The organism is Leucobacter sp. NPDC015123 (assembly GCF_043080205.1).
Lineage (GTDB): Bacteria > Actinomycetota > Actinomycetes > Actinomycetales > Microbacteriaceae > Leucobacter > Leucobacter aridicollis_A.
This window is the reverse complement of sequence record NZ_JBIBVH010000001.1, coordinates 234,994-256,653: the sequence shown is the minus strand read 5'-3', so window position 1 is coordinate 256,653 and position 21,660 is coordinate 234,994. Positions and strand designations below refer to the sequence as shown.

At 66.2% G+C, this 21,660-nt stretch carries 17 protein-coding genes; 6 read left to right on the top strand and 11 right to left on the bottom strand.

The window, feature by feature from the left end:
- Positions 1-71: 71 nt before the first annotated feature.
- Positions 72-1,394 (bottom strand): bifunctional o-acetylhomoserine/o-acetylserine sulfhydrylase, encoded by a 1,323-nt coding sequence (locus tag ACF07D_RS01090; RefSeq protein ID WP_119281444.1) that lies wholly within the window; start codon positions 1,392-1,394, stop codon positions 72-74.
- Between the two features lie 166 nt (positions 1,395-1,560).
- On the opposite strand from ACF07D_RS01090, the gene ACF07D_RS01085 reads away from it, so the two are divergent.
- Positions 1,561-2,373 carry an SDR family NAD(P)-dependent oxidoreductase gene (locus ACF07D_RS01085; RefSeq protein WP_119281443.1) on the top strand — a complete coding sequence of 271 codons (813 nt, stop codon included), beginning with the start codon at positions 1,561-1,563 and terminating at the stop codon, positions 2,371-2,373.
- 8 nt (positions 2,374-2,381) lie between these two features.
- Complete coding sequence (locus tag ACF07D_RS01080; protein WP_391503937.1) at positions 2,382-3,203, top strand: uracil-DNA glycosylase; 822 nt, start codon at positions 2,382-2,384, stop codon at positions 3,201-3,203.
- Positions 3,204-3,275: 72 nt separating this feature from the next.
- Here ACF07D_RS01080 and ACF07D_RS01075 read toward each other — a convergent pair whose 3' ends face one another.
- Together ACF07D_RS01075 and ACF07D_RS01070 are read right to left on the bottom strand one after the other, a co-directional pair.
- The gene (locus ACF07D_RS01075; protein ID WP_391503582.1) at positions 3,276-4,724 is read right to left on the bottom strand and encodes an amino acid permease; all 1,449 of its coding nucleotides are present in this window, start codon (positions 4,722-4,724) and stop codon (positions 3,276-3,278) included.
- Positions 4,721-5,698, bottom strand: coding sequence for an agmatinase family protein (locus ACF07D_RS01070; protein ID WP_391503581.1), 978 nt, complete (start codon positions 5,696-5,698; stop codon positions 4,721-4,723). The genes ACF07D_RS01075 and ACF07D_RS01070 overlap by 4 nt, the downstream gene beginning before the upstream one ends.
- Positions 5,699-5,822: 124 nt before the next feature.
- On the opposite strand from ACF07D_RS01070, the gene hutH reads away from it, so the two are divergent.
- Both hutH and ACF07D_RS01060 read left to right on the top strand, forming a co-directional pair.
- Positions 5,823-7,406, top strand: a complete 1,584-nt coding sequence (gene hutH / locus ACF07D_RS01065) for a histidine ammonia-lyase (RefSeq protein ID WP_370647863.1) — start codon at positions 5,823-5,825, stop codon at positions 7,404-7,406.
- 190 nt (positions 7,407-7,596) lie between these two features.
- Positions 7,597-8,382 (top strand): IclR family transcriptional regulator, encoded by a 786-nt coding sequence (locus ACF07D_RS01060; protein ID WP_391503580.1) that lies wholly within the window; start codon positions 7,597-7,599, stop codon positions 8,380-8,382.
- Positions 8,383-8,479: 97 nt separating this feature from the next.
- Here ACF07D_RS01060 and ACF07D_RS01055 read toward each other — a convergent pair whose 3' ends face one another.
- A complete protein-coding gene (locus tag ACF07D_RS01055) occupies positions 8,480-9,073 on the bottom strand; it encodes a TetR/AcrR family transcriptional regulator (protein WP_391503579.1) in 594 nt (197 codons plus the stop codon).
- A gap of 87 nt (positions 9,074-9,160) precedes the next feature.
- Between ACF07D_RS01055 and ACF07D_RS01050 the strand changes: the two genes are divergently transcribed.
- Positions 9,161-10,447, top strand: coding sequence for an MFS transporter (locus ACF07D_RS01050; RefSeq protein ID WP_391503578.1), 1,287 nt, complete (start codon positions 9,161-9,163; stop codon positions 10,445-10,447).
- A 10-nt stretch (positions 10,448-10,457) separates the two neighbouring features.
- Here ACF07D_RS01050 and hutI read toward each other — a convergent pair whose 3' ends face one another.
- The 3 genes from hutI to ACF07D_RS01035 form a co-directional block, all read right to left on the bottom strand.
- On the bottom strand, positions 10,458-11,687 hold the full coding sequence (gene hutI, locus ACF07D_RS01045) for an imidazolonepropionase (protein WP_391503577.1): 1,230 nt from the start codon (positions 11,685-11,687) through the stop codon (positions 10,458-10,460).
- A gap of 58 nt (positions 11,688-11,745) precedes the next feature.
- Entirely contained in the window at positions 11,746-13,473 is a 1,728-nt protein-coding gene (hutU, locus tag ACF07D_RS01040) for a urocanate hydratase (RefSeq protein WP_391503576.1), read from the bottom strand.
- A gap of 151 nt (positions 13,474-13,624) precedes the next feature.
- Positions 13,625-15,163 carry an APC family permease gene (locus ACF07D_RS01035; RefSeq protein WP_391503575.1) on the bottom strand — a complete coding sequence of 513 codons (1,539 nt, stop codon included), beginning with the start codon at positions 15,161-15,163 and terminating at the stop codon, positions 13,625-13,627.
- A gap of 255 nt (positions 15,164-15,418) precedes the next feature.
- On the opposite strand from ACF07D_RS01035, the gene ACF07D_RS01030 reads away from it, so the two are divergent.
- A complete protein-coding gene (locus ACF07D_RS01030; protein ID WP_391503574.1) occupies positions 15,419-16,087 on the top strand; it encodes a hypothetical protein in 669 nt (222 codons plus the stop codon).
- A 191-nt stretch (positions 16,088-16,278) separates the two neighbouring features.
- Here the strand turns inward: ACF07D_RS01030 and hpaD are convergent, their stop codons facing one another.
- From hpaD to ACF07D_RS01010, 4 genes are all read right to left on the bottom strand, one after another.
- Positions 16,279-17,421 carry a 3,4-dihydroxyphenylacetate 2,3-dioxygenase gene (gene hpaD / locus ACF07D_RS01025; protein ID WP_119281434.1) on the bottom strand — a complete coding sequence of 381 codons (1,143 nt, stop codon included), beginning with the start codon at positions 17,419-17,421 and terminating at the stop codon, positions 16,279-16,281.
- Between the two features lie 68 nt (positions 17,422-17,489).
- Entirely contained in the window at positions 17,490-18,986 is a 1,497-nt protein-coding gene (hpaE, locus tag ACF07D_RS01020; protein ID WP_391503573.1) for a 5-carboxymethyl-2-hydroxymuconate semialdehyde dehydrogenase, read from the bottom strand.
- Between the two features lie 50 nt (positions 18,987-19,036).
- Positions 19,037-19,708 (bottom strand): GntR family transcriptional regulator, encoded by a 672-nt coding sequence (locus ACF07D_RS01015; RefSeq protein ID WP_255809411.1) that lies wholly within the window; start codon positions 19,706-19,708, stop codon positions 19,037-19,039.
- Positions 19,709-19,711: 3 nt separating this feature from the next.
- Complete coding sequence (locus ACF07D_RS01010; RefSeq protein ID WP_391503936.1) at positions 19,712-21,235, bottom strand: fumarylacetoacetate hydrolase family protein; 1,524 nt, start codon at positions 21,233-21,235, stop codon at positions 19,712-19,714.
- Positions 21,236-21,660: the final 425 nt, after the last annotated feature.

Sequence of the window (21,660 nt, the reverse complement as noted above, 5' to 3'; positions counted from 1 at the left end):
GCACCATCACGCAGAAGCGCCGCCTGCCCGGAAACCCGGAGCAGGCGGCGCTTCACACCACTGAACCCAAGCTAGGCAGCGGCAGCGGCTACGACCTTTCGTGCCGCCGCGAAGCCGACCTCAAGATCAGCCTTGATGTCGTCGATGTGCTCGAGGCCGACTGAGAGGCGTACGAGGCCGGGGGTCACGCCGCCCGACAGCTGCTGCTCAGGAGTGAGCTGAGAGTGCGTCGTCGATGCCGGGTGGATGACGAGCGAACGCACGTCGCCGATGTTCGCGACGTGGCTGAAGAGCTCAAGGCTGTTCACAAACGCCTTGCCAGCCTCAACGCCGCCCTTCAGCTCGAACGAGAGCACAGCGCCCACGCCCTTCGGGGCGTAAACGTTCGCCGCAGCGTAGCTGGGGTCAGTCGGCAGGCCAGCGTAGTAGACCGAGGCAACGTCGTCGTGCGAGTCGAGCCATTCCGCCACATTCTGTGCGTTCTGAGTGTGGCGCTCCATGCGCAGCGACAGCGTCTCGACGCCCTGCAGCAGCTGCCAGGCGCTCTGTGGGGCGATTGCCGAACCGAGATCGCGCAGCAGCTGAACACGGGCCTTGATGACATACGCGATGCTGTCGCCAACGGCACCCGTGTAGCTCACGCCGTTGTAGGAGGGATCAGGCTCGGTGAGGCCAGGGAACTTGTCGACATTCTCAGACCACGGGAACGAGCCGCCATCGACGATCGCGCCGCCGAGCGTCGTGCCGTGACCGCCAAGGAACTTGGTGACCGAGTGCAGCACAACATCGGCGCCGTGTTCAAGTGGACGGACGAGGAACGGGCTCGCGACAGTGTTGTCGACGATGAGCGGGAGGTGGTTCTCGTGAGCGACGTCAGCAACGGCGCGGATGTCGAGAATCTTCGTGCGGGGGTTCGCGATCGATTCCGCGAAGAAGAGCTTCGTGTTCGGGCGAACGGCGCGCTGCCACTCGGCCGGATCGTCCTGATCCTCAACAAACGTGACCTCAATGCCGAGCTTGGCGAGCGAGTACTTGAAGAGGTTGTAGGTGCCGCCGTAAATGGCAGCAGACGAGACGATGTGGTCGCCCGAGTTCGCGATGTTCAGCACCGCGAAGGTCGACGCAGCCTGACCGCTCGACAGCAGCAGCGCCGCAGTGCCGCCCTCAAGCGCGGCGATGCGCTGCTCGGCGACATCCTGAGTCGGATTCGTGATGCGGGTGTAGATCGGACCGAACTCGGCAAGCGCGAAGCGGTTCGCGGCCTGCTCGGTGCTATCGAAGACGAAAGCAGTGGTCTGATGGATTGGCAGTGCGCGCGACCCCGTTGTCGGATCAGGCTCCTGGCCTGCGTGAATCTGCTTGGTTTCAAAACCCCATGCGGTCTTGTCAGTCATTGTGTGCTCCCCAGAGTTCGGTGTGGTGATAAGACGAGAGTAGGGAAGCACAGGCAGTTCGCGCAATCGCGCCCGACACGAACCGTAATGTTGCGCGTTAGGCTCGGACGTAGAGCGCGGGCGAGGATGCCCGTCGCGTGGACAACAAGAGATGGAGTGGACAGCGATGGCGCAGCGAGTAGTCGTAACGGGAGCGAGCTCAGGAATCGGCGCAGCGACGGTGCGCCGATTCGCAGAACTCGGGTACGAAACTGTCGCCGTGGCGCGCCGTGAGGATCGCCTCCGCGCCCTCGCGGATGAGACCGGTGCGTACGTTATTCAGTGCGACGTGACCGACGAAGCGGCTGTCGCGCGAATGGCCGAGGAGGTCCGGGCGACCGGTGGCGCCTCAGGCCTCGTGAACAATGCGGGCGGTGCGCTCGGCACGGACTCAGTTGAAACCGCGCTCAACGACGACTGGAGGCGCATGTTCGAGGTGAACGTCATCGGGCTGAGAAACGTCACGGCGGCGCTTCTGCCGGTGCTTCGTGAGGCGACCCAGCGGCCGCAGGCTGGGCACCCTGGCGCCGCCTCTGGTGTCGACGCCGGGCACGGCTGGGCATCGATCCTGAACCTCACCTCCACTGCGGGCCTCGCTTCCTACCCTGGCGGCGGCGGATACAACGCGGCGAAGTACGCGGCGCACGCCGTCACGGAGGTGCTGCGGTTGGAGCTCGCGGGCGAGCCGATTCGCGTCATGGAGGTCGCGCCTGGGCTCGTGCACACTGAGGAGTTCACCCTCAACAGACTGCGCGGCGACGCGGCGGCAGCGGCGCTCCCATACGAGAGCGTGACGCCACTCACCGCCGAGGACGTCGCGCGCGTGCTCGTCGGCGCGTTCGAGCAGCCGCCGCACGTGAACCAAGACCTCATCGTTCTGCGCCCGGTCGCACAGTCGAGCGTCTTCCACGTGCACCGCGGCCCACTCGCCGCGAAGTAGTTCGTGTGATTCCAACCTCGCTCACAGAACTCGTCTCGTCGGGTCGCGTCGCCGCCGACTGGGGTGAGGCGCTCGCCGCAGCCGACACCGGAGGCACGCTCGACTCGACGCTTGCTGGGCTCGCCGAGTTCCTTGCCGCCGAGGAGGCCGCCGGGGCAGAAGTGCTGCCCTCCGCTGACCTCGTGTTCCGGGCATTCGCTCGACCGCTCGCTGACGTGCGGGTGCTCATCGTCGGTCAGGATCCGTATCCCACCCCAGGCCACGCCGTCGGACTGTCGTTCTCGACAGCCCGCGACGTGCAGCCGTTGCCGCGGAGCCTGAAGAACATCCTCCGGGAGCTCGACGAAGATCTTGGGGCGGGGGACAGCGGCTCTGGCTCCCTCCCGGAGACCTCGTCTGATACGTGGGCGGAAGACTTCTGGGCCTCCCCAGCCGACAGCAGGGCTGTGGCGGGGCGCTTGGCCGGCGGCGCGCGGAACGCACACGGCGATCTTTCGCCCTGGGCTGACGCGGGTGTGCTGCTGCTCAATCGTGTGCTCACCGTGCGCGCCGGAGATGCTGGCTCGCACCGCCGCGCCGGCTGGGAGTATGTGACTGAGCTTGCGATTCGGGCGCTCGTGGCCCGGGGCGGCCCGCTCGTTGCTGTTCTGTGGGGGGCCGACGCCCGAGGGCTTGTGTCCCTGCTCGGGGAGACTCCGATTGTTGAGAGTGCGCACCCGTCGCCGCTCTCGGCCTCGCGCGGATTCTTCGGATCGCGGCCGTTCAGCCGCGTGAATGAGCTACTTGAAGCTCAGGGTTCGACCCCGATCGACTGGGCCGCTCGGGCGTAGAGGAGGGCCACTGGCTTGGGCCGGGGCGAGTCGGGAAGGGCCTGAAGCGCCGACCCGAACCCGCCCCGGCGGTTACCGCTCCTGGCGTCGCTTCCGGCGAGCCGACACCGCCTGCACCTCAATGGCGCCAGTCTCGTCGACAAGCTCGTAGCGTCGTCGGCCCGCATCCTTCACCAGGAACCGGTAGCCGAGCATGAGCAGCAAGACCCACCCGGCCCCAACGAAGATCGCGGGTCGCGAGTCGGGCACGAGGCCGATCATCACGATTACGAACAGGATAAACGCGATCGCCGCGTACGAAGCTCCAGGCCAGAGGGGCACAGGGAACTCGCTTGGCAGCCGTGACTCGCGGGCGATCTCCCGTTTCATGCGTACGTGGGCGACGAGGATCATCAACCACACAAGCACCGTCGCAAACGTTGCGAGTGCTGCGATGAAGAAGAAGATCTGGTCAGGGAATATCGCGTTGAGTACGACGCCGATCAAGAGCGCCCCAACCATGGTGACGACGGTGAGCCACGGCACGCCGCTCTTCGTGAGTTTCATGAACTGTTTGGGTGCCTGGCCCTGCTCGGCGAGGCCGCGGAGCATGCGTCCGGCGCCGAAGATGTCTGCGTTGATCGCCGACAGCGCTGCGGTGATGACGACGACGTTGAGCACGTGCGCAGCACCTGAGAGGCCGAGGGATTCGAAGATTGATACAAACGGGCTCGTCTTGCCGTCAATCGTTGTCCAAGGCTGGAGGCTCATGATGACGCCGAGGGTGAGCACGTAGAAGAGGAGGATGCGCACGGGGACCGAGTTGATCGCCTGCGGGATGACCTTCTTCGGGTTCTGGGCCTCTCCGGCGGTGATACCGATGACCTCGATGCCACCGAACGCGAACATGACGACGGTGAATGAGGCGAGCAACCCCCAGAGGCCGTTCGGCATAAATCCGCCGTGAGAGACAAGGTTCTGGATGCCCGCGGCCCCTTCGCTCTGATTGCCAAGCCCAAAGACGATGATGCCGATGCCACCAGCGATCATGAGGACGATCGCGGTGATCTTGATGAGGGAGAACCAGAACTCGAGTTCGCCGAACACCTTCACGCTGATGAGGTTGATCGCGGCGATGAAGAAGACCACAGCGAGTACCCAGATCCAGCGTTCGACGTCGGGGAACCAGAACCCCATATAGAGCCCGAACGCAGTCACGTCGGCGAGGGCGACGACGAACATTTCGAACGTGTAGGTCCAGCCCGCGAGGAAACCTGCGAACGGACCGATGTAGCGCGAGGCGTACTGCGCGAATGACCCGGAGACGGGGTGACGAACTGCCATTTCGCCGAGTGCGCGCATGACCATGAAGACTGCGGCGCCGCCGATGATGTAGGCGAGCAAGACTGCGGGCCCTGCGGCCTGGATCGCGCCTGCAGATCCCATGAAGAGGCCAGTGCCGATGGCGGAGCAGAGCGCCATCCAACGAATGTGACGGGCCGTGAGCCCACGCTTCAATGCTTCAGGTGCCGCCATGGTCATGCCTTCCCGAGACGCTGCGCGAGGCCTGCGGCGGCTTCGAGTACGCAGAGTGCTGCGAGTCGAACCGTTCGCCCGTCGGGGGCGTCGGCTGTCGCGTCGACCTCAGCGAGGTCGATGCCTCGTACGCGCGGGTCTGCGGCGAACGTCCGGGCGAAGGCCCGCAGCTCGTGCGCCGCGATCCCGCCGGGAATCGATGCCGGGCAGCCCGGAGCGATCGCGCGGTCGCAGACGTCGACGTCGAGGTCGACGTGGATTGGCCCACCGCCAGCCCCGGCGACCTCGAGCGCCTCTGCGGCGATGTCCGCGACCGTGCGCGTGAAGAGCTCGTCGCGATGGATCACGGTGATGCCCCACTCCTTGGCGCGTTCACGGTAAGCGCGGGAGTTCGCAAAGTCGGCGATGCCGATCTGCACGATTCGGCTCGGGTCAAGTCCTGCCTCGACGAGCCTGCGAACGGGTGATCCGTTTGAGCGGCCGTCGCGCAGGTCGTGGTGGGCATCGAGGGTGATGAGTCCGGCACTTGCGAGCGCGTCTCCCGAGACACCCAGCGCCGCGGGCACGGTGAGTGCGTTGTCGCCGCCGAGAACGACGACGAGCTCCGTTCGGGCGGCAAGTTCGCGCACAGTCTGCGCGGCGGCGAGTTCGCCCTCCTCTGTGTCAGGATCGACGACGTCCCCAGCGTCGCGAATCGTGAGCGCCTCCCCAAGCACTGTGTCGAGTTCTTTGCCGCGGTCGCCCGGCGAACCCGGGGCTACGACGTGGTCGGAGTATCGGCGGAGTGCCTCTCGCACTGCGGCGGGTGTGAGGTGTGCGTTTGTCGGTGACAGCGACGTTCGCGACGTCGGAATTCCAATCAGCGCAAGATCGATCGGGGCGTCGAGATCGGCCGCGCCGGGCGTGGGCCAGGAGCCGGCTCGCGGCCAGTTGGGGTCGTGGGAGAGAGGACGAGCGTCGTTGCTAGTTGGGGTGGTCATAGTTGCACGCTAGCAACGGACGCGAGTTGATCGGTGCGCCCGGTCGGCTCGATCGTCCGGGGTACCGGACAGCAGGTGGTGGAGTGAGCAACACGACAGACGGGGGATGCGGTGTGATCGAATCATGACCGATATGACCCACACAGTGCTCCTCGGAGATGCGCCACTCAACCGCGACGACGTCGTCGCGGTCGCTCGCCATGACGCACGAATCTCAATTTCAGTTGCCGCGCTCGAACGCGTCGCGGCCAGCCGCGCAGTGATTGACGAACTCGCCGACGACACCCGCCCCCACTACGGTGTTTCGACTGGGTTCGGGGCGCTCGCGAAGGTACAGATCCCTGTCGAGAAGCGGCAGCAACTCCAGCGGAGCCTCATCCGCTCGCACGCAGCCGGCACCGGCCCAGAGGTCGAGCGCGAGGTGGTGCGTGCGCTCATGCTGCTCCGTCTGCAGACACTTGCAACGGGGCGAACTGGGGTGCGCCCCGTCGTAGTCGAAACGTACGCTGCGATCGTCAACGCGGGTATCACTCCTGTCGTGCACGAGTACGGCTCGCTCGGCTGCTCGGGCGATCTGAGCCCGCTCGCCCACTGCGCACTCACGCTCATGGGCGAGGGGAACGTGCGAGTAGGGACAGCAGCAGACGAGGATCCGTATGCGCCCACGATTCCCGCGGCCCAAGCGCTCGCGGCTGCCGGTATCGAGCCGCTCGTGCTTGCCGAGAAGGAGGGCCTCGCGCTCATCAACGGCACCGATGGGATGCTCGGCATGCTGTGCCTCGCGCTCCACGATCTCGACGGACTGTTCGCCATCGCTGACGTTGCTGCTGCCGCGAGCATTGAGGGCCTCACCGGAACAGATGCCGTCTTCCAGCCCGAACTGCACGCCCTTCGCCCGCATCCGGGCCAGGCTTCGTCGGCAGCAAACATGGCTGCGGTGCTTGCCGACTCGCACTTGGTGCAGCGCCCGAAGGAGGGTGAGTTTAGCCGGGTGCAGGACGCGTATTCGCTGCGCTGCGCGCCGCAGGTGCACGGTGCCGCGCGCGACACCGCCGCCCACGCGGACCGAGTCGCAGCCGTCGAGCTTGCCTCGGCCGTCGACAACCCGGTTGTGCTGCCAGACGGCCGAGTCGAGTCCAACGGAAACTTCCATGGCGCCCCTGTCGCATACGTGCTTGACTTCTTGGCCATCGCCGTAGCGGACCTCGCGTCGATTTCTGAGCGCCGCACAGATCGGTTCCTCGACGTCGCCAGAAACCACGGGCTCCCGCCGTTCCTGGCAGCAGACGCGGGCCTCGACTCTGGCCTCATGATTGCGCAGTACACGGCTGCTGGCATTGTCTCCGAGCTGAAGCGGCTCGCGACGCCGGCGTCTGTTGACTCGATCCCGTCGTCGGCGATGCAGGAAGATCACGTCTCGATGGGGTGGGCGGCCGCCCGCAAGCTTCGGCGGGCGATTGACGGGCTCGCCCGCGTGCTCTCGATCGAGCTGCTTGCGTCCACGCGCGCGCTCGATTTCCGCGCGGCCGAGGGGGCTGGCGCCCCGGCCCCCGCGACGGCGGCGATCCACGCGCTCTTCCGCACCGAGATCCCCGAGCCAGACACAGACACCTTCCTCTCGCCGACGATCGACGCGGCCCATAGCTTCGTCGTGAGCGGCGCGGCTCTGGGTGCGGCCGAGGAAGCGCTCGGGGCGAAGCTGGCGTAGCGGTGCGGAGGCGGACTCGCGACTTGCATCGCGAGTCCGCCGTGCCCGAGGAGCGCGGGCCGGGTTCCCGCTTCTCGGGCCGAGGAGCACTCGCTCCGGACGCCAGCGGGCCGCTGCGATAGTCTGCAGCTGATTACTCGACGGGCGAGGCCGAGCCGACGGGCCGTGAAATGGGAGAGGGGTGCGGCGAATGCGAGAGCCGAAGGTTCCCGCGGCGGATCAGACGTTGCGCATACTGAGCCTGCTTGCGCGGTCTCGCGGCCCTGTGCCCGCCGGAATGATCGCGACGCAGTTGAAGCTGCCCCGCTCCACTGTGTACCAGTTGCTCGCCACGCTTCAGGAGCATGGCTATGTGATGCACCTTCCCGAAGAGCGGCGCTATGGGTTAGGGATCGCCGCCGTGGAACTCAGCTCCGCCTACGAGCGGCAAGAGCCGCTCGCTCGGTTGGGGCGTCCGTTGCTTGCCGCCCTCGTTGACAGGGTTCGGCTGAGCGGGCACCTTGCCGTCCCAAGCGGCAGCGACGTGTTGTATGTGATCGAGGAGCGTTCACCAGGCTCGCCGTCACTCGTTACTGACGTCGACGTTCGGCTGCCGATGCATCTCACGGCAAGTGGGCGTGCGGTGCTCGCTGCGCTGCCGCGCGCTCAGGTGCGCGCGCTGTATCCGAACGCGCAGGCCTTCTCGCATCGGCTCGCTACGCCAGACGGAATCAACCGCTACTCGCAGCTGCGCACGGTGCTCGATGACGCTGTGACACGCGGCTTTGCGACAGAGCGCGGATCGGTGACGGAGGGGTTTTCATCGGTCGCCGTGCCCGTGCGCGACCACCGTGAGTGGCCGATCGCTGCGGTGGCCATCACGTTTCGAGATGAGGAAGTCTCGGAGGAGCGATATGGCGAGGTGGCGGCCGAAGTTCGTGAGACCGCTGAGGCGCTCTCGGCCCGCATTCACGGCAGGGGGCATCCTGCCCTCTAGCCGCTGGCCGCGCGGGGAGCGCGCAGCTAGCTGCCCTCACTGGCTGGCTCAGGCGAGGTGTTTTAGCGGCAGGTTCACGCTCGGGGCGGGCGCCGGGTCAGCGGTCGGCGAATGAACGCCAGCCATCGTTCAAGATCCGGAACGATCCGGCGAGCATCGTCGCCGGGTCGTCATCATTGTTCGCGAGCAGTTGGATTTGCAGTACGAAGCGCGCGTATGCCCGAATCTCGGGGCTCGGAGTGTCGAGCCCCATGTCGTCTGCGATGGCAGCGGCGAGGGCGTGTTCGTGCCGCGTCCACATGCGCGCGGCGTAGTCGGCGAGCGCGGGCGTGTTGTCGAGCAGTGCGAGAAATTCGCGCGTGCTGTCGCCGTGCCAGGCGCGGTCCTCGAGCATGCCGTGAAGGTAGTACTCGTAGAGTGCGTCAGTAATTGAGACGCCGGCGGGGCGCTCTCGAACCGCAGCGACGAGGCCGTCCCGATGCTCCTCGTCCTCATCAAACACGAGGGCCTCTTTTTGTGGGAAGTGAGCGAAGACCGTCGTTGGGGAGACGTCTGCGCGATCAGCGATCTCTCGAATGCTCACATTGTCAAAGCCGCGTTCGAGGAACATGAGCGTCGCCGTGTCGGAGATCGCCTTTCGCGTTGCCGCCTTCTTGCGCTCGCGGCGTCCGAGTGGGGGTTGCTCAGCCATGTCCCGATTCTATCGCCACCTGTCTCGATCCTGGTATCAATCCAAACTTGGCTTGACTACGAAAGTGGTATTGATACACTTTTTGACATGACTTCTTCCCTCTCGGCGCGAACGCAGGCGGCAGCGACCAGGCGCAGAGCCTGGATCACACTCATCTCAATCACCATGCTCAACGTCATCGGAATGACAGTCGTGCTCCCTGTGCTTCCGTTCGTTGTGCAGCGCTACGTCGATAGCCCAGCCCACCTCGCAGTCTGGGTTGGCGTGTTGGAGTCGGTGAACGCGCTCTGCGCCTTTCTCGTTGCGCCACTGTTCGGTGGACTGTCAGACCGCTTCGGGCGACGCCCGGTCATCATCGTGGCGACGCTCGGCGCCGCGGTCGGGTTCGCGACATTCGGCATCGGCGGCTCGATCTGGGTATTGCTTGCAGGCAGGGTTATTCAGGGCATCACCGCAGGCGACATGCCAGCGCTGTTCGCCTACGCTGCCGACATCACACCGCCTGCGGAGCGTGCGAAACGCTTCGGGCTGCTTGGCGCGCTGAATGGCGTTGGCTTCATGGTCGGCCCGGCGCTAGGTGGGCTGCTCGCCGCGATCCACGTCGACCTCCCAGTTTTTGTCACCGCCGGAATCGCGCTCGGTGTCGCCATCGTGAGCTTCTTCGCACTCCCAGAAAGCCTGGCGCCCGAGAAGCGCACGTCGCGGTTGAAACTGGAGGGGCTCCACCCAATAGCGGTCTTCCGGGGTGCCTTCGGCAGGCCAGAGCTGCGCGGACTGCTCCTAGCGCTCGTGTTCGTGGCACTCCCGTTCGGGATGTTCGTGAACAACTTCAGCGTGCTCGCGCTCGACCAGGTGCGGTGGACGGCAACTGCGATCGGGCTGCTTACCGCCGCGATCGGCATTCTCGACATCGTCTTGCAGGGCGTGCTCATGCAGATCCTCCTCCCACGGCTTGGGGAGCGAGGCATCATTGTCTCCGGGCTCATCGCCCAGGCAGCCGGACTCGCGGCGCTTGCCGTTGTCGGGTCGGTGTTTGCGGAGCCATGGATCCTGATCGTTGGGACGCTGCTCATTGGCGGAGGCCAAGGACCCGCGACCGCGGCGATGGACGGTGTGCTGTCGCAACAGGTCGGCGAGCACGAACAGGGGTGGATCGCCGGGGTGATGCAATCGCTGAACACCGGGGTGAACGTCATCGCGCCGCTCATCGCCGGGGTGCTGTATGCGAGCGTCTCTCACGCTGCACCGTACGCCCTCGGGTTCGTGCTGATGATCGTGGCTGTCGTCGTCGTTGGACGCTCCCGGTTTACGAGCCTCGCAAAGCGGGACCGGGCCGCGCTCGATGTGCAGCGGGACCTGCCAGCCGTCTCATAGTGCCATCGGGCTAGACCGAGCGGACACCAGCCTTCCACACGCCGTGAGTGAGGCGCATCCCAGGGCGGTATGCGAGGTGCGTGACTGACGGGGCGTCGAGCAGCTGCACATCGGCGCGTGCGCCGGGGGAGACAACACCGACTCGCCCCTGGGCCTCGCCACGGGGATTGACCCAGCCGTCCTCGTGCATGCCGAGCGCGATCGCGCCGCCGAGCGTCGCTGCGCTGACGGCCTCTTGAATCGAGAGCCCCATTTGCAGCACCGCGGTCGCGACGCAGAACCCCATCGAGCTCGTGTACGACGTCCCAGGGTTGCAGTTCGAGGCGATCGCGACGACGGCGCCTGCGTCAATGAGGCGCCTCGCCGGGGCGAGCGGCATGCGCGTTGAGAGGTCGCATGCGGGGAGCACTGTCGCGACTGTCCCTCGTTCGCCGTTCGCCCGCGACCACGATCCCGAGAGCGCTTCGACGTCGGCGTCGTCGAGGAAACCGAGGTGGTCGACGCTCAACGCCCCGTGCGCGACGGCAAGCTGCGTGCCTGGGCCGTGCCCGAGCTGATTGCCGTGTACGCGGGTCGCGAGGCCGGCCGCGGCCGCCGCGGTGAGGATCCGCTCGGTTGCCGCCCCGTCGAAGGCGCCGGTCTCGCAGAACACGTCGACGGCGCTGACGAGCGGTGCCACGGCAGCGAGCATCGGGCCGGTCACGAGTTCGAGATACTCGGCCGGATCTGCGCCAGCAGGCACCAGATGCGCGCCCAGGAATGTGACTGCGTCGACCTGAGCGGCCGCGACGCGCGCCGAGCGCACCTCGTCGGCGACCGTCAGCCCGTAGCCTGTCTTCGTCTCCATCGTTGTCGTGCCATCGCGAAGCGCCTCGCCTACGAGCCGTGCGAGGTTCGCCCCGAGTTCGGCCTCGGAGGCCGCCCGAGTGGCGTCCACCGTGACATTGATGCCGCCAGCGGCATATCCCTCACCGGCCATGCGCGCCTCGAACTCGGCGGTGCGGTCGCCCGCGAACACCATGTGGGTGTGAGAGTCGACCCAGCCGGGAAGCGCCGCGCGGCCCTCGGCGTCGACACGTTCGTCGGCCGCCGGGGCGTTCGCTGCTGGGCCAACCCACGCGATCCTGTCGCCGTCGATCACCACGGCGGCATCCCGCATGCGGCCACCGACCCCGTCCCCGAGTGCGGGGTCGTTCGTTGTGAGCTCGCCGATGTTGTCGATGAGGATCGCGTGGGTCATGTGCTCAGTCTCCCAGGATGTGTCGTGAGTTATCTCTGCAGGGGTGCGCCAGCAGGAATTACCAGGCTGCCTCAGTGTTCCGGATCGTGGGTTCGAGTGGCACGCGTACCCCGCGCTCCTTCGCGACCTCGTCTGCACGCTGGTATCCAGCGTCGACGTGACGGATGACACCCATTCCCGGGTCGTTTGTGAGTAGGCGCTCGAGCTTCTCGGCAGCGAGGTCGGTGCCGTCGGCGACCGAGACCTGGCCGGTGTGGATCGAGCGCCCGATGCCAACGCCGCCGCCGTGATGGATCGACACCCAGGTCGCCCCCGACGATGTCGCAGTGAGGGCGTTAAGGAGCGGCCAGTCTGCGATTGCGTCCGAGCCGTCGGCCATTGCCTCGGTCTCGCGGTAGGGCGACGCGACCGACCCGGAGTCGAGGTGGTCGCGGCCAATCACGATCGGCGCCTTCACCTTGCCCTCGGCGACGAGCCTGTTGAAGAGCAGCCCGGCCTGGTGGCGCTCGCCGTACCCGAGCCAGCAGATGCGCGCGGGAAGGCCCTCGAACTCGACGCGTTCGGCAGCGGCGTCGAGCCATTTGTGCAGGTGCGCGTTCTCCGGGAACAGCTCCTTCAGCGCCTCGTCTGTGACGCGGATGTCTTCGGGGTCGCCCGAGAGGGCCGCCCAGCGGAACGGTCCGAGTCCCTCGCAGAACAGCGGGCGGATGTACGCAGGCACGAAGCCTGGGAACTCGAATGCGCGGTCGTAGCCACCCTTGCGGGCCTCATCACGGATTGAGTTGCCGTAGTCAAACACCTCGGCGCCAGTATCCTGGAACTCAACCATCGCCTTGACGTGAGCGGCCATCGCCGCCTGCGCGTCACGGGTGAACTGCTCAGGATCCTGCTCGGCGCGAGCGAGACGCTCGTCGACCGAGTAGCCGATGGGCAGGTACGACAGGGGGTCGTGCGCGCTCGTCTGGTCGGTCACGAGGTCGATTGTGATTTCGCCTGCCTGGTGACGGCGCAGAATCTCGGGGAAGACCTCGGCCGCGTTACCAACGAGGCCGACAGACCAGCCGCGGCGCTCTTGCTTCGCCTGCTGTACCTTCGCGAGCGCCTCGTCGATGTCTTCGACGACCTCGTCAAGGTACCTCTTGCCGACGCGCCTGTCGAGGCGGGTCTTGTCGACATCAACGATGAGGCATGCGCCGTCGTTCAGGGTCACCGCGAGCGGCTGCGCGCCGCCCATGCCGCCGCAGCCGCCGGTGAGCGTGATTGTGCCAGCGAGCGAGCCCTTGCCCTCGACAGGGGTGATGCGCCCTTGCCCCTGGAGCTTGCGGCCAGCCGCCGCGAAGGTTTCGTAGGTGCCCTGCAGGATCCCCTGCGTGCCAATGTAGATCCACGAGCCCGCCGTCATCTGCCCGTACATCATGAGGCCCTCTGCCTCGAGCTTTCGAAACTCGGGCCAGGTCGCCCAATCGCCGACGAGGTTCGAGTTGGCGAGCAGCACGCGGGGCGCCCACTTGTTCGTGCGGAACACGCCAACAGGCTTTCCAGACTGCACGAGCAACGTCTCGTCTTCTTCGAGGTCGCGGAGCGTGTCGACGATCGCGTCGAACGCCTCCCAGCTGCGGGCGGCGCGGCCTGTGCCGCCGTAGACGACGAGGTCGTCAGGGCGCTCGGCAACCTCGGGGTCGAGGTTGTTCATGAGCATGCGAAGCGGGGCCTCGGTCTGCCAGCTCTTCGCTGAAATCTCGGTGCCGCGGGGTGCGCGGACGGGGCGTGCGCCGGGGAGAGCCATCGTTGGTTCCTTTCAAACGGTCTGTGATCGAGCCGATGACTCCATCTCACCCTGCCTGACGGACCCAAACAACGTCGCACCAGGCGACCCTGTCCGGAATACCGGACGTGGGCACCTGGTGCGACGTGCTGGCTCGTGGTGACTGCGCAGGCTACCCCTCGGAGGCGCCGACGACGTCGACAGCCTCGGTGCCGTAGGCGCCCGGCTCCGTGCCATGACCGATCCGCGCGTATACAGCTGGTCGCCTCGCCTTCAGCACGAGACCCCAAATGACGCCGGCGGCGCCTGCAAGAGCGACGATGATCGGCAGCACGTAGGTGGCCGCCGACGGAGCCTCCTGCCCGAGCTGCAAGTGGAAGTTCGCGATGATCATGACGAACACCCACGCGAGCAGGAGACCTGAGATCAGCGGCGCGACGAGCGTGGTCCAGAGGCCCAGGCCGCGCCTGTCACGCGCGAAGAAGCCGATGACTGCCGCGGCAATGACTGCCATGAGCATGACGAGGCCCATCGCGCCAGTGTTCGTGAGCCAAGTGAACATCGTCAGCACCGGGTAGAGGAACCCCTGCTCGCCAAGCGCAGCTTCGCCGCCGAGCGCGCCGGCGATTGCGAAGCCAGCCGTCACCACAAGCGCGATCACTGTCTGCGCGACGGATCCCGCCCACGGCGCCCCTGACTTCGCTGTGTGCGCGAACCAGCCTGGCAGCACGCCCTCGCGGCCAAGCGAGAAGAAATATCGGGCGACAGCATTGTGGAACGACTGCAGTGCCGCGAACAAGCTTGTGAGGAACAAGATGTTCATGATGTCCACGAAGATGACGCTGACGTGCTCAGACATGAACACGAACATGAGGTCTGGGCCGAACTCCTGCGAGGCCCCAACAATGCTCGAGGGCCCAACGCCCACCGAGAATGCCCACGCACTGAACGCGTAGAAGACGCCAATGATCGCGACAGCCGCGTAGGTGGCGCGCGGGACTGTCCGCTTCGGATCCTTCGCCTCTTCACCGTAGATCGCCGCTCCCTCAAACCCCATGAAGGCTGCAACGCCGAACACGAGCACGATGCCGAGTGATGGGCCAAACAGCTCTGCCGGGTTGAGGGTAGCCGCAGTCACACCCTCAGGCGCGGCTGCAAGCGCGTAGACGTCGAACACGATGACTACGAGAAACTCGAGCGCGACGAGGACGCCGAGCACCTTTGCCGAGACGTCGATCTTGTTGACGCCGAGGAGCCCGACAGCGATGATGCCGATGATGATCCAGAGCCACCACGGCGAGGAGAACCCGAGCTTTGCCTCCAGAAACATTGAGAGCTGAAACCCGAACAGCCCAAAGATGCCGATCTGCATTGCGTTGTAGGCGACGAGTGCGATGAGCGAGGCCCCGACGCCTGCCGCCCTGCCGAGCCCTCGGGAGATATAGGCGTAGAACGCGCCAGCGTTCGTGATGTGCCTGCCCATCGCGGTGTAGCCGACCGCGAAGACTGTGAGAATAGCTGCGATGAGCAGGAATCCGAGCGGAACGCCGAGAGACCCGGTGACTGCGAAGGAGGTCGTGACTCCGCCCGCCACGACGGTGAGCGGGGCAGATGCAGCGATGATCATGAGGGTGATCGCGGGGACGCCGAGCGTGCGGCGGCTGAGCCCTGGGTCGTGCGCGCTGTGCTGAGTGTGCGGTGCTTCGCTCATATGCGTGAGTCCTCTCGTGGCGTCGTTGCCTGTGCACGCCCTGGGGCCCAGAGACGTGCGTCGATCAGAGTCTAAGAAGGCGCACAGCTTGGAGATAGGGCTGGGCTGTGTCAGCAGCGCACAGCCCATGTCTGCGAGTGCAGACCTCGACGATCAGTCAAAAGTGAGGCCGCAGGCGGCGCACGGTGCATGACTGTGGGCGCACGTCTCGCCTAGGAAGCGCCCCGCCACCGGAGTGCTTCCTAGGGTGAAAGCATGTACGCAGTGACGGCGGTGCCGATGATGCCCGTGGTGATGGTCTCCGCCGCCGCGCTGTGCCTGTGGTGCGCCGCGCGGTCGGGAAATCGGCTGCAGTTGGGCGCCACATGCGTGATGTTCGCGGCGATGTTCGATCACGCGATCGTCGGGCTCGTGGCTCCCGCGCTATGGGCAGCGCTGCTCGTCTGCGCCGGGCTCATTACCGCGGCCTCGCTGCGGCCAGCCGGAGGGCTGGGCGTTGGCCGGGCCGGCGATTGGAGTGCTGGCTTCGGCGCGGACCGTGGTGCGGCTGGCGATGGTGACCCGACGTGCGATGGCGGTGCTGCCGTCGGACTGTGGCGATCACCCGGACCTGCCGCAGCGCCAGCCACCCTGAGCGGGGCCCGAGTTGCGCACGGGATCCTGACCGCCCTGTCGTACCCAGCAATGGGGGCGCTGCTGCTCGTGAGTGCCGCCCCTCGATCCCAGCCTGCCGCGTCTCCGCTTGCTGTCACGGCAGCGCACAACCACGGTGGGGCGCCATCGGTCGGATGGCTGCTTGCGGCAGTAGTGGTGTTGTCCGTCGCGCTCGCGACCGCGGCGCTTGCCGCGGCCAGGGGCGGCCGCCGACTCGCGGCGGTCGACGCCGGTGCCATGACGCTTATGCTTGGGGCGATGCTCGCCTGACTCCCTTCCGTCTCGCCCCAAACGTTCTCCTCGCCCGCAAATGCTATGGGAGTTCGGGTGCGATGAGAACGTGTGAGCGCCCGCGGAGCTTGCAGCCACCTGCCGGGTTACGACGGGTCGCCGCCGGCGCAGCTGAAATGGCGGAGGGGCTGGAGCACGTGCGCGCTCCAGCCCCTCCGCCATAGCTCTGGTTACAGGGTGTTGCCGAGCTTGAAGCCCTTCTCGCCCTCGTCGTCACGGGTGTACGAGAAGCCGTCGGCGCCGATGGTCACCGCCATCTCGGAGGCGTCGGTGCGGGCCACGACGGGCTGCGGGTTGCCGTCGAGGTCGAGCACGAGCGACGCCTCGGTGTACCACGACGGCACGACCGGGTTGCCCCACCAGTCGCGGCGCTGGTTGTCGTGCACATCCCAGGTGACGACAGGGTTGTCTGGGTCACCGGTGTAGTAGTCCTGGGTGTAGATCTCGACGCGGTGGCCGTCGGGGTCGAGGATGTAGAGGTAGAACGCGTTCGAGACGCCGTGGCGGCCGGGGCCGCGCTCGATGCGGTCGGACATGCGCAGCGCGCCGAGCTTGTCGCAGATCGCGAGGATGTTGTGCTTCTCGTGCGTCGAGAATGCGACGTGGTGCATGCGGGGGCCGTCGCCGCCCGTCGCAGCCGTGTCGTGCACGGTCGGCTTGCGGCGCAGCCAAGCTGCGTACACGGTGCCCTCTTCGTCCTGAATGTCCTCGGTGACGCGGAAGCCAAGATCCTGGTAGTGGCGCACCGCGCGCGGCACGTCGGGGGTGACCTGGTTGAAGTGGTCGAGACGCACGAGCGCGCCAGGGGTGTAGAGGTCGTAGCGCCAGGCGAGACGCTCGACGTGCTCGACATCGTAGAAGAACTCGAACGGGAAGCCGAGCGGATCCTCAACGCGCACTGAGTCGCCGATGCCCTTGGTAAAGCCCTCGCTGCGGCGCTCGACCCGGCAGCCGAGCTCGGTGTAGAAGGCGACGGCCTTGTCGAGATCCTCGGGGGTGCGCACGCGGTACGAGAACGCGGCGACAGCGGCAACCGGGCCCTTGCGCAGCACGAGGTTGTGGTGAATGAACTCTTCGAGCGAGCGCAGGTAGATTGCGTTCTCGTCTTCCTCGGTCACGGTGAGGCCGAGTACGTCGACGTAGAACTCGCGCGACTTCGCGAGGTCGGTGACAACGAGCTCCATGTACGCGCAGCGCAGGATGTCGGGTGCCTCCGACGTCGGCGTGAGGATCGGGTTGTCGGTCTGGATGGGGGCTTCCTTGGTGACGTAGAAGCCAGATGAGGTCTTTTCGCGACCCTTGAGATCAGACATGGGGATGTCCTTCCTGGTGGGGTGGCCAGCGCGCTCGTCGCGGAACGCGCTGGCCGGATTCTTGGTGGTTACTTGCCAGCTCCGAAGCGCGGCGAATGCGCCTCGTTGAGCGTGATGTGCACGGCCTGCTGGTCGGTGTAGAAGTCGATCGAGCGGTAGCCGCCCTCGTGGCCGAGGCCAGAGGCCTTCACGCCGCCGAACGGGGTGCGCAGGTCGCGCACGTTGTTCGAATTCAGCCACACCATGCCGGCCTCGACTGACTGTGAGAAGTTGTGTGCGCGCTTGAGGTCAGACGTCCAGATGTACGCTGCGAGGCCGTACTTCGTGTTGTTCGCGAGCTCGAGCGCTTCCTCGTCGGTGTCGAACGGGGTGATCGCGACGACGGGGCCGAAGATCTCCTCCTGGAAGATTCGCGCGTCGGGCGCGACGTCAGCGAACACAGTGGGGGAGACGAAGTTGCCGACCGGGAACTCGTCGGGGCGACCTCCGCCGGCGACGAGGCGGCCCTCGGTCTTGCCGATTTCGACGTAGCTCATGACCTTCGCGTAGTGCTCGGGGTGCACGAGCGCGCCGACCTCTGTCGCCGGGTCGGAGGGGAGGCCCACAACAACGTTCTTCGCCCGCTCGGCGTAGCGCTCGACGAACTCGTCGTAGATCGAACGCTCGACGAGGATGCGGCTGCCGGCGGTGCAGCGCTCGCCGTTCAGGCTGAACACTCCGAAGACAGTGGCGTCGAGCGCAGACTCGAGGTCGGCGTCAGCGAACACCACAGCCGGGCTCTTGCCGCCGAGCTCCATGGAGAGGCCCTTGAGGTAGGGGGCCGAGTTCGCGAAGATCAGCGAGCCCGTGCTCGACTCGCCAGTGAACGAGATGAGCGGCACCTCGGGGTGCTTCACGAGCGCGTCGCCGGCCTCCTCGCCGAAACCGTTGACAAGGTTGAAAACACCGTCGGGCACGCCAGCCTCGCGGAAAATCTCTCCCCAGAGCGACGCTGACAGGGGCGTGAACTCGGCAGGCTTCAGTACAACGGTGTTGCCTGTCGCGAGCGCGGGGCCGAGCTTCCACGACTCGAGCATGAAGGGCGTGTTCCACGGCGTGATGAGGCCGGCGACGCCGATCGGCTTGCGGTTCACGTAGTTGATCTGCCGGCCCGGCACCTTGAAGGTGTCGTCGTGCTGCGCGACGATGAGATCGGCGAAGAACCTGAAGTTCTCGGCGGCGCGGCGGGCCTGACCCTTGGCCTGGGTGATCGGAAGGCCCGAGTCGAAGCTCTCGAGCTCAGCGAGCTGCGCGTCGCGCGACTCGACGATGTCGGCGACCTTGTGAAGGATCCGCGAGCGCTCGCGCGGCAGCATCTTCGGCCACGGGCCCTCGGTGAACGCGCGGCGTGCGGCCGCAACGGCGAGGTCGATGTCGGCCTGCTGGCCGGCCGCCGCCTGGATATAGGTCTCGTTCGATACGGGATCAAGAACGTCGAACTCCTCGCCGCCGACCGAGTCAACGAACTTGCCGTCGATGAAGTGGCGGATCTTGTCAGGGAGCCCTGCGGGCTTCGTGTGAGTCATGCTGTCGCCTCCGTGTTTGGGTAGTGGAAACTTGAAAATGGGTGGATGGGTTACGCGGCCGAGACCGGATGCTTGAGCTCGTCGGAGTGTGCGAGTACCGCGTCAAGAGTTGCAGTGCGGTGTGCGCGGGCCGCGAGCTCAATCTCGAGCGGGCTGGCACCCTGTTCGATGAGGTCGAGGATGCGTTCGTGCTCCTCGACAGACTCGCTCGCGCGGCCTGGCACGAAGCTGAACGATGAGTTCCGCAGCACCTTCATGCGGTTCCATCCGCGGTGCACGAGGTCGAGAATGTGGGGGTTCGGGCAGGTCTCGAACAACACGGCGTGGAACTCGAGGTTGAGCTCGGTGAACCGTGTCGGGTCGAAGGCTGTGAGCGATTCGCGCATAGTCTCGTTGACTGCGCGTGCGCGGCTGAGCTGATCCTTCGTGATGAACGGCGCTGCCAAGCCCGTCGCCGAGCCCTCGACGAGCGCGAGGGTTTGCATCGTGTGCAGGTACTCGGTCTCCTTCACGAGCGAGACCTGGGCGCCAACGTTCCGCTCGAATGTGACGAGCTGCTCGGCTTCAAGGCGGCGGATCGCCTCGCGCACGGGCACGACCGACATGTCGAGCTCAGCGGCGATCGGGGCGAGCACGAGCCTGTAGCCGGGCATGTACTCGCCGGCGTCGATCCTGCCCCTAATAAGGCGGTACGCGCGCTCGGACTTCGATTCAGCACTCATCGGTTAGCCCCTGCCGGTTTCTGCGACATAGCGTGCGCGCCACTCAGCGTTCATGGGGAACAGCCCGTCGACCGCGTGCCCCTCGGCGACACGATCGGCGACCCAGGCGTCCTCGAGTTCCTGAGCGGCGGCCTCGGTGGCAACCTCTGCGAGCAGGAACGGCGGGATCACGATGACGCCGTCGCGGTCTCCCATGATGATGTCGCCCGGCTGGACGGCAGCCCCGCCGCACGCGATTGTCACGTCGGTCTCCCACGGCACGTGGCGGCGTCCCAGCACGCTCGGGTGCGCGCCCTGCGAGAAGACAGGGATGTCGAACTGCTGCACGGCCGCGAAGTCGCGTACGCCGCCGTCGGTGACGACGCCGGCCGCGCCGCGAACCTGCGCGCGGAGGGCAAGCACGTCGCCGACGGTTCCGGTCGAAGGGACACCGCGCGCCTCGACGACGAGCACCTCACCCTCGTTCACGGTGTCGAACGCGCGCTTCTGGGCGTTGAAACCGCCAGCGTGCTCCTTGAACAGGTCGGGGCGGAACGGAATGAAGCGGAGCGTCTTCGCCGTGCCGAGGATCGTGTCGCCCTCGTGGTTCGGGTACACGCCATCGATGAAGATCTCGGTGTAGCCGCGCTTGCGGAGCGCCGCGGAGACCGTTGCGACCGCAACGCCGCTGAGCAGTTCGCGGATCTCCGGGGTGAGCGGGCTCGCGTCGGCCCCGTTTGCTGCGGCGCTGGTGCCTGCGTTTGCGGCGGCGCTGGTTGCTGCGCCGGTTCCGTCGAGGGGGGTCGCGCGGCCCGCGGCGACGGCCGCGGCGTGCTCGTCTTCGCTGCCCCACGCTTCAATCCGCTGGAGATCGTTCACCGCAGGACGGTTGCCGAAGTCGCCGAACTCGGTCTCGCCCTGTCTGACTGTCGTCACGAGACGCCCGGTGGTCGGGGCGCCCGGCGCCGTCGGGGCGTCGACTTCGACCTCAACCACGTCGCCGGGGAGGAGTACCGACGAGCCCGCGGGAGTGCCTGTCAGGATCACGTCGCCGGGCTCGAGCGTCATGTGCTGCGAGAGGTCGGCGACGAGCTGGCCGAACGGGAACCTCAGGGTGGCGCTCGTGTCGTTCTGTACGAGCTCGCCGTTGACCCAGGTGCGCACCCGCCAGTCGCCCTCACCGATGCCATCGGTCGGGATCGTGACCGGGCCGATCGGCGTGAACCCATCGCCGCCCTTGTTGCGCACGTTCGAGCCCTTGTCTGCGGCGCGCAGATCGTAGAGCCCGAGATCGTTGGCAGCGGTCACTTGCGAGACGTACTTCCAGCCGTCTTCGGGGGAGACCCAGCGGGCCTCTTCGCCAATGACGAGCGCGATCTCGCCCTCGAATGCGAGCAGCTCAGTGCCGGCTGGGCGCTCGACGGTGCCGCCCGTTGGCGCGAGCGACGAGGCTGGCTTGAAGAAGTATGAGGGGAACTCGGGGGTGCGGCCGCGCTGTGCGATCCGCGAGGGGTAGTTCAGGTGGACGGCGATGATCTTGCCAGGCATGTCGATTCCGAACTCGTTGTCGAGCACGGCCTCGAACTCTTGGTCGAAGTCAGCCTCAAACTCGGCTTCGTTTTCAAGCGCTGCATCGTTTTCGAGCGTCATGACTACCTCGTCTCCTCTTTGTATTTCATATCGTATACGATCTGGTGGCCGTTGGGAAGGGGTGGGTGCGGGAGGGCACCGGCTCCACCTCGCCGTCTTCACCCCACCGGAGAGTAGCTTCCCTGCAAAACGGGTCCTTAAACACTGTGGGCAAGGGGGTGTTTTGTCAGATAGTGTCTGTCTTGCGAGCTGAGGGGCCTGGGTAGGCCAGGTCCAGGGTTAGAGCTAGAGCTAGAGCTAGAGCTAGAGCTAGAGCTAGAGCTAGAGCTAGAGCTAGAGCTAGAGCTAGAGCTAGAGCTAGAGCTAGAGCTAGAGCTAGAGCT

Excerpts from the sequence above, each read along its gene's own strand:
- ACF07D_RS01090 (WP_119281444.1), bottom strand. The coding sequence starts at position 1,394 with ATGACTGACAAGACCGCATGGGGTTTTGAAACCAAGCAGATTCACGCA.
- ACF07D_RS01085 (WP_119281443.1), top strand. The coding sequence starts at position 1,561 with ATGGCGCAGCGAGTAGTCGTAACGGGAGCGAGCTCAGGAATCGGCGCA.
- ACF07D_RS01075 (WP_391503582.1), bottom strand. The coding sequence starts at position 4,724 with ATGACCATGGCGGCACCTGAAGCATTGAAGCGTGGGCTCACGGCCCGT.
- ACF07D_RS01070 (WP_391503581.1), bottom strand. The coding sequence starts at position 5,698 with ATGACCACCCCAACTAGCAACGACGCTCGTCCTCTCTCCCACGACCCC.
- hutH (WP_370647863.1), top strand. The coding sequence starts at position 5,823 with ATGACCGATATGACCCACACAGTGCTCCTCGGAGATGCGCCACTCAAC.
- ACF07D_RS01060 (WP_391503580.1), top strand. The coding sequence starts at position 7,597 with ATGCGAGAGCCGAAGGTTCCCGCGGCGGATCAGACGTTGCGCATACTG.
- ACF07D_RS01055 (WP_391503579.1), bottom strand. The coding sequence starts at position 9,073 with ATGGCTGAGCAACCCCCACTCGGACGCCGCGAGCGCAAGAAGGCGGCA.
- ACF07D_RS01050 (WP_391503578.1), top strand. The coding sequence starts at position 9,161 with ATGACTTCTTCCCTCTCGGCGCGAACGCAGGCGGCAGCGACCAGGCGC.
- hutI (WP_391503577.1), bottom strand. The coding sequence starts at position 11,687 with ATGACCCACGCGATCCTCATCGACAACATCGGCGAGCTCACAACGAAC.
- hutU (WP_391503576.1), bottom strand. The coding sequence starts at position 13,473 with ATGGCTCTCCCCGGCGCACGCCCCGTCCGCGCACCCCGCGGCACCGAG.
- ACF07D_RS01035 (WP_391503575.1), bottom strand. The coding sequence starts at position 15,163 with ATGAGCGAAGCACCGCACACTCAGCACAGCGCGCACGACCCAGGGCTC.
- ACF07D_RS01030 (WP_391503574.1), top strand. The coding sequence starts at position 15,419 with ATGTACGCAGTGACGGCGGTGCCGATGATGCCCGTGGTGATGGTCTCC.
- hpaD (WP_119281434.1), bottom strand. The coding sequence starts at position 17,421 with ATGTCTGATCTCAAGGGTCGCGAAAAGACCTCATCTGGCTTCTACGTC.
- hpaE (WP_391503573.1), bottom strand. The coding sequence starts at position 18,986 with ATGACTCACACGAAGCCCGCAGGGCTCCCTGACAAGATCCGCCACTTC.
- ACF07D_RS01015 (WP_255809411.1), bottom strand. The coding sequence starts at position 19,708 with ATGAGTGCTGAATCGAAGTCCGAGCGCGCGTACCGCCTTATTAGGGGC.
- ACF07D_RS01010 (WP_391503936.1), bottom strand. The coding sequence starts at position 21,235 with ATGCCTGGCAAGATCATCGCCGTCCACCTGAACTACCCCTCGCGGATC.